This is a genomic window from Streptomyces sp. NPDC057136 (genome assembly GCF_042670885.1).
Lineage (GTDB): Bacteria > Actinomycetota > Actinomycetes > Streptomycetales > Streptomycetaceae > Streptomyces.
Map to the genome: position 1 here is coordinate 1 of NZ_JBHUUV010000084.1, position 6,884 is coordinate 6,884.

3 protein-coding genes and 1 pseudogene are annotated in these 6,884 nt (G+C 67.8%); all 4 read right to left on the reverse strand.

Going from position 1 to position 6,884, the window contains the following annotated elements; all coding sequences use genetic code 11:
• A partial coding sequence (locus ACFT7S_RS38440) for a condensation domain-containing protein (RefSeq protein WP_382741155.1) occupies window positions 1-757 on the reverse strand: 757 nt, incomplete at its 3' end.
• Between the two features lie 407 nt (window positions 758-1,164).
• A complete protein-coding gene (locus tag ACFT7S_RS38445) occupies window positions 1,165-2,007 on the reverse strand; it encodes an FkbM family methyltransferase (protein WP_382741158.1) in 843 nt (280 codons plus the stop codon).
• Window positions 2,004-6,575, reverse strand: coding sequence for an amino acid adenylation domain-containing protein (locus tag ACFT7S_RS38450; protein WP_382741160.1), 4,572 nt, complete (start codon window positions 6,573-6,575; stop codon window positions 2,004-2,006). Before ACFT7S_RS38450 ends, ACFT7S_RS38445 begins: the two co-directional genes overlap by 4 nt.
• A gap of 156 nt (window positions 6,576-6,731) precedes the next feature.
• Window positions 6,732-6,860, reverse strand: a pseudogene (locus ACFT7S_RS38455) (AMP-binding protein); the annotation flags it as partial.
• Window positions 6,861-6,884: the final 24 nt, after the last annotated feature.

A 6,884-nucleotide genomic window follows, 5' to 3' on the forward strand; every position in this document is an offset into this window, starting at 1 on the left:
CCACCACATCATCCGAACCCGCATACCGACCCAGCAACACCACATACGCCGACAACAACGTCATGAACATCGACACACCACACTCACGCGACAACGCACGCAGGCCTTCGGCGACGTCGTCCGGGATGTCGATGCTGAGCGTCGCGCCGGCGGAGGAGCGCACGGGCGGGCGCGGGCGATCGATGGGCAGTTCCAGTTCCGGTGCGCCGGAGAGCCGGTCGCGCCAGTAGGACAGCTGCCGCTCCAGGACCTCGCCGTCCACCCACTGCCTCTGCCACACCGCAAAGTCCGCGTACTGCACATCGAGCGGCGGCAGCGGGTCCGCCTCACCCGTACGGAACGCCTCGTACAGGGCCATGAGTTCGCGGTGGAAGATGGAGTCCGACCACTCGTCGAAGACCACGTGGTGCAGGGCGACCACGAGCACGTGTTCGCCGTGGGCCGCGCGCAGCAGCGTCGCGCGGATCAGCGGTCCCGTCGACAGGTCGAACGGGACCTGTGCGTCGGCCGCCGCCAGCTCCCGTACCGCCCCCGCGGGGTCGACGCTGTCGGAGACGTCGACCACCGACAGCGGGAACGGCGCCGGCGCATCGATCACCTGATGCGGCACACCATCCGCACCCGCCACCAGACGCGTCCGCAGCACCTCGTGCCGCGCCACCACACCACCCAACGCCGCACCCAGCGCCGCCACATCGGGAGCACCGTCCCAGCGCACCCGCATCGACAGGTTGTACTCGGTCGACCCGGGCTCCAACTGGCTCAGGAACCAAAGGCGTTGCTGTGAGAAGGACAGCGGAAGAGGCCCGTCCGGACGGGGATCCCATGCACGGCGCGATACCTGCTCTCCCCTGAGGCGTCGCTTCAGCAATTCCCGCTTGGCGTCAGAAAGCATCAGTTGTCCCCTGCAAATGAGAAAGCTGAATTAGTGCATGACGGTGCCCTGCTCGGCCCTGAGATACCTGCCCGCGGCGCTGGCCCCATGAGAGCGGGATCGCAAATGATCCGCTCCACACAAGGTCATGGCGATGCCACGGCGTGCGCTACGTGCTCATGTGAGTCGAAGATTCCCCGCCTCACCATGGCACACCGCTGGATCATTGATCCAGCGGCTTCACGGCGTACGTGGCGGTCGGTCACCGGTCAGCAATTCCGGTGCCGTGTTCAAGTGCTGCGCGGCGGCGTTTGAACGCCTTGCGGGCGCATGGCGCCGAGTTCGTACAGATCCGTTCCGGCGAGCTTGGGCTGCTGGCTCACGCCGACGGTGAAGCCGTGGCGCTCGAGGAGGTCGGTGATGGTCTTCAACCGGCCGTCCTCGTCATGGACTTCGGCCACGACATGGCCGATCAGGGGCCAGTGCTCGTCCTCGATCCCCGCCAGGACCAGGTGTTCCGCGCGCTCCACGTCGATCTTCAGGAGGCTCACCTCCCGCAGGTCGTGGTCCCTGATGAGATCGGAAACGGTCAGGGTGGGCACGGTCATATCGATGCCCTGATGCAGGTCCCTGACGATCTCCCCGATGTAGTCCTCCGGGATTCCGGTATTGCGCAGGAATATTCGCGTGTTCTCATCGTCGGCCCGCTGGTCGGCGAACAGCCCCGAGTTTCCTGTGGACCTCGGGTAATAGGTGAATGTGCAGTGTCCGGCCCGGTCTGACACCGCGCTGCGCACGGCGACGGCGCCCGGCAGATGGCGCCGCAGATTCGACTCCAGGCAAGAGAACGTGGTCGGTGCGGGTTCCACGGAAACGATCCGCAGATCGGGGGCTTTCCAGCCGAACATCAGCGAGACGATTCCGATGTTCGCCCCGATGTCGAGGACGGTGTCCCCGGGCCGCAGGGCATCCGCGGCGGACCGATAGAGCCCCTCGTCCACGGCCTCCGCCCAGAGGACCTTGGCCTCCGCCGGGCTGACACAGGTGATTCTGCGCCCGTTGGGCAGTTCATACGCACTGGTGCCCTCGGCCGTCGCGGCGGCCGGCGGCTGCGTCCCCCTGGACCCCGTCATGCGGACGCTCCTCCGTCTTGCTGCCAGCGGGTGATCTCGGCGCTCAGATAGGCGCCCACGGCTTCTGCGCTCTCGCCGTAGAAGACGGTCGAGTGCTCACCCGGCACGTCCACGACCTCCGGACCCCGGGTGACCGGGATCTGCCACTGCTCGAGGGTCCACTTGTACGGCTTGGGCCGATCGTCGCGCGGCATCAGCAGCACCACGCGGCCGTCGTAGTTCCGCATGCCTCGGTGCATGAGCTCGCCGTAATACGAGTAGGCGAGCCGGTTGATGGCCAGGGCGCGCATGATCCGCAGGGCGTGCTTGTCGCCTTCACGGACGCCCTTGGCGATCTCGTCGTCCGGAGCACCGAGTTTCAGCACCTTCTTCTCGTTCCCCCGGGAGAGCTTCGTGCCCGGAGCGCCATTGAGGGCCTCCTCGACGGCGGCCAGCAGTTTGCGGTCGGCCCGGCCGAAGGCCTGGCTCGGAAGGCGCCAGGCGAAGGGCTGACGGGCCGGCGCCATGAGGAAGACGCCGCCCACCTCCTTGCCCATGGCGGTCAGCTGGCGTGCCATCTCCAGCGCGACGTAGGAGCTCCCGGACTGCCCGGTCAGCAGGTAGGGGCCTTCCTTCTGCACCCGCAGCATTTCGCCGATGTAGGTGGTCGCCATCTCCTCCACGGACGACGGCGGCGCGTCCTCGCCGGTCAGGCCGCGTTCCTGCAGTCCGTAGAACTGTTGCCCCTCGGCGAGGTGCCCGGCGACCTCGGCGAACGCCGCGACCTCGCCGGTCAGGGTGTGCACGGCGAACACGGCGGGCCGGACCCGGCCCGCGCGGATGGTCACCACCGAACGGACCTCGGGGTCCTCGGCCTGAATCTGGATCAGCGGCGCGGCGGTCGCGAGGGTCGGATGGTCGAAGAGGTCCCCGACGCTGATGTCGTGGCCCGCGCCGCGGATGCGGCCGACGATCTGGGTGACGAGCAGCGAGTTGCCGCCCAGCTCGAAGAAGTTGTCGTGGGCGCCGATCCGCTCGATCCCAAGGACCTCGGACCAGATCTCCGCGAGGAGTTCCTCGGCCTCACCGGACGGGGCGGTGTAGTCGGTACTGCTGGAGCGAACCGTCTCGGGTATCGGCAGCGCCGCCTTGTCCACCTTTCCGTTCGTGGTGAGCGGCAGCCTCGACATCTCGGTGAAGGCCACCGGAACCATGTAGTCCGGCAGGCTCCGGAGCAGCAGTTCCCGCAGGCCCGCCGGGTCGGGGATGCCCTCGCTGTGATCGGTGGGCACCAGGTAGGCGGCCAGCTTGCGGTCCGCGCTCTCCCCGTACGCGGTCACGACTGCGGTCCGCACCGCGGCATGCGCGGCGAGTGCCGTCTCGATCTCGCCGGGTTCGACGCGGAACCCGCGGACCTTGACCTGGTCGTCGGCGCGGCCGACGAACTCCATTTGGCCGTCCGGCAGCCACCGCACCTGGTCACCCGAGCGATACATCCGGCTGCCGTCGCCCGCGAACGGATCGGCCGCGAACCGCTCCGCGGTCAGCTCCGGACGGCCCAGGTATCCGCGTGCAACGCCCACGCCGGCGATGAACAGCTCGCCGGTCATCCCCACCGGAACGGGGCGCAGCTGGTCGTCGAGGACGTAGACGCGGGTGTTGGCCATCGGGGTGCCGATCGAAGGAACACCCTGCCCATCCGGGTCGAGGACGGCGATGCTCGCACAGACCGTGGCCTCGGTCGGGCCATACGCGTTCAGCAGCCGGTACTCGCTCCGCCACGCGGCGGCCGTCGCCTCCTCCAGCCGCTCACCCGCCGTCACCAGCGTCCTCAGACCGGCAAGGTCAGCCGGGTCCAGCACAGCCAGGAGCGACGGCGGCAACGTCGCCACCCGCACCTCCCGCTCCCGCACCAACGCGGCAAGCGCCCGAGGCTCACCCCGCTCCTCCCCCGTCGCCACCACCAACCTGCCACCCGCCGCCAACGTCACCGCAACCTCGGAAACCGCAGCGTCGAAGCCGAACGGAGCGAACTGCAACACCCCATCACCCGCACCGACCCCAAACACCTGGGCCTGCGCCAACGCCAGATTCACCACACCACCGTGCGCGACCTGCACACCCTTCGGCCGCCCCGTCGAACCCGACGTATAGATGACATACGCCAACTGGTCAGCTGTCGTCGTCACTTCAGGCGCTGTCGACGGCAGTTCCGCCAGGGCACGCACGACTGCTGAGTCGTCCACGACCACCGTCCGCAAACGGCCGACCGGCAGTTCGTCCACCAACTCCTCGGTGCCCACCAGTACCGTCGCCCGGCTGTCTCCCAACATGAATCCCAGCCGCTCCACGGGATACTCGGGATCCAGCGGCAGATACGCCCCACCCGCCTGCCACACACCAAGCATCGCCACCACCATGCCCACACCTCGGGGCAGACACAGCGCCACCACCGACTCCGACCCCACCCCCACCCCACGCAGATAATGCGCCAGACGATTCGCCCGCGCCATCAACTCCCCGTAGTCAATGGACTCGTCACCACACACCACCGCCACCGCACCCGGGGACGCAGCAGCCCGCTCAGCAATCAGCTCATGCACACCACCCACCACAGGCAACGGCTCAGCCGTCTCATTCCACTCGTGCACCAGTCGCTGGTGCTCGGCCTCGGTCATCACCGGCAGCTCACCCACCGGCATTTCGGCATCCGCGCCGACAGCTCCCAGCAACGTCACCATGTGCCCCGCCATCCGCTCGACCGTCACCGCGTCGAACAACGCGGTGCTGTACTGGATTTCTCCGGTCAGGGCGCCGTCGTCCTCCCCCAGCGCCACAACCATGTCGAACTGAACCGGCAGCAGACCCGTGCCGGTTTCGATGCCCATACCGGCCGCACCGGCCCTCTCCCGGTCGGAGGGTGAGGTCCCCGCTGCCTCGGCCGCGTAGTTGAAGGAGACCCGGGCGAGTGGGCTACGGGTACGGTCCCGTACATCCGCCATGGCGTCCACCACCTGCTCGAACGGCAGGTCCTGATGCGCGTACGCACCGAGTGCGGTCTCGCGTACGCGGCGCAGGACCTCGCTGAACGTGGGATCGCCGGACAGGTCCGTGCGCAGCACGAGGGTATTGACAAAGAACCCGATCAGTTCCTCGGTCTCGGCCCGGTTCCGGTTCGCCACCGGCGTACTCACGACGATGTCGTCCGAGTGGGTGTAGCGGCCCATGAGGACGTCGAAGGCGGCCAGCAACGTCATGAACATCGTCGTGCCGTGCTCACGGGACAGTGCACGCAGCGCCTCCGCCGTGCCTGCGGGGGCCCTGAACCTCACCACTGCGCCCTCGGTGGAGCGCACGGGCGGCCGCGGCCTGTCGGTGGGCAGCGCAAGGTCCGGCGCTCCACTCAACTGGTTCCGCCAGTAGGAGAGATGAGAGTCGAGTACGTCGCCACTCAGCCACTGCCGCTGCCAGGCCACGACATCCGCGTACTGGAATGTGAGCGGCGGCAGCGGATTCGGCTCGCCCACGCGGAAGGCCTTGTACAGGAGGGACAGCTCGCGCTGGAAGACACGGTCCGACCACTCGTCGAAGACGACATGGTGGATCACCAGGGAGAGTATGTGATCGTCCGGAGCGAGCCGGATGAGCGTGGCCCGCACCAGGGGACCGTTCGCCAGATCGAACGGCGTCAGCGCGTCCTTGGTGACCATGTCGTGCGCCGCACCTTGCGGATCCGTACTCCCTGAGAGGTCCAGTACGGGGACAGGCATGGGCGCAGGCGGGTCGATGACCTGGTACGCCACGCCGTCCGCACCCGCCACCAGGCGGGTCCGTAGAACCTCATGACGGGCGACCATCGCATCCAGAGCGGCACCCAGGGCAGCAAGGTCGACATCGCCGGCCAGCCGTAGACGGGTCGACATGTTGTACTCGGTCGAGCCCGGCTCCAACTGGTCCAGGAACCAGAGCCGCTGCTGCGCGAACGACAGAGGCAGCGGCTGATCCCTCGCGACGGTAGTCATGAGTGGCTCGGCATCCCGCGCAGAGGTCTCGATCGCCGCGGCCAGGCCGCGTACGGTCGGCCGGTCGAAGAGTGCCGACAGCGGTACGGCGACACCGAATGCCTCCCGGATACGGGAGATCACCTGCGCTGCAAGCAGAGAGTGTCCGCCCAAGTCGAAGAAGCCGTCGGTGGCGCCGATGCGGTCCATCCCGAGCAGCTGCGCCCAGATACCTGCCAGCAACTCCTCCGACGCGGTGGCCGGAGCGACAAAGCCGGCCTCCAGCTCGTCGCGTACTCCCTCCGGTTCCGGAAGAGCGGCCCGGTTGATCTTCCCGTTCGGAGTCAGCGGCAGCGCCGCCAGCTCCACGAACAGCGACGGCACCATGTACTCCGGCAGCGACTGTCGTACGTGATCGCGCAGCTCACCCGGTGACGGCACGCCGTCCGCCTGAACCGCAGGCACCAGATACGCCACCAGACGACGATCCGTACCATCCCCCCAGCCAGTGACCACCGCCGACCCGATCGCCGGATGCGCGACCAGCAACGCCTCGATCTCCCCCGGCTCAATCCGGAAGCCACGCACCTTCAACTGATCATCCGCACGCCCCAGGAACTCCAACCGCCCATCCGCCAACCACCGCACCCGGTCCCCCGACCGATACATCCGCGAACCATCAGCCGCAAACGGATCCGCCACAAAACGCTCACCAGTCAGCCCCGCACGGCCCAAATACCCGCGGGCCACACCCGCACCACCAATGAACAACTCACCAGCCACACCCACCGGCACCGGGGAGAGCCGGCCATCCAGCACATACACCCGCGTATTCGCAATCGGCGACCCAATACCCGGCGCATCGCCCGTCACCCGCTCACACGCCGACCAGATCGT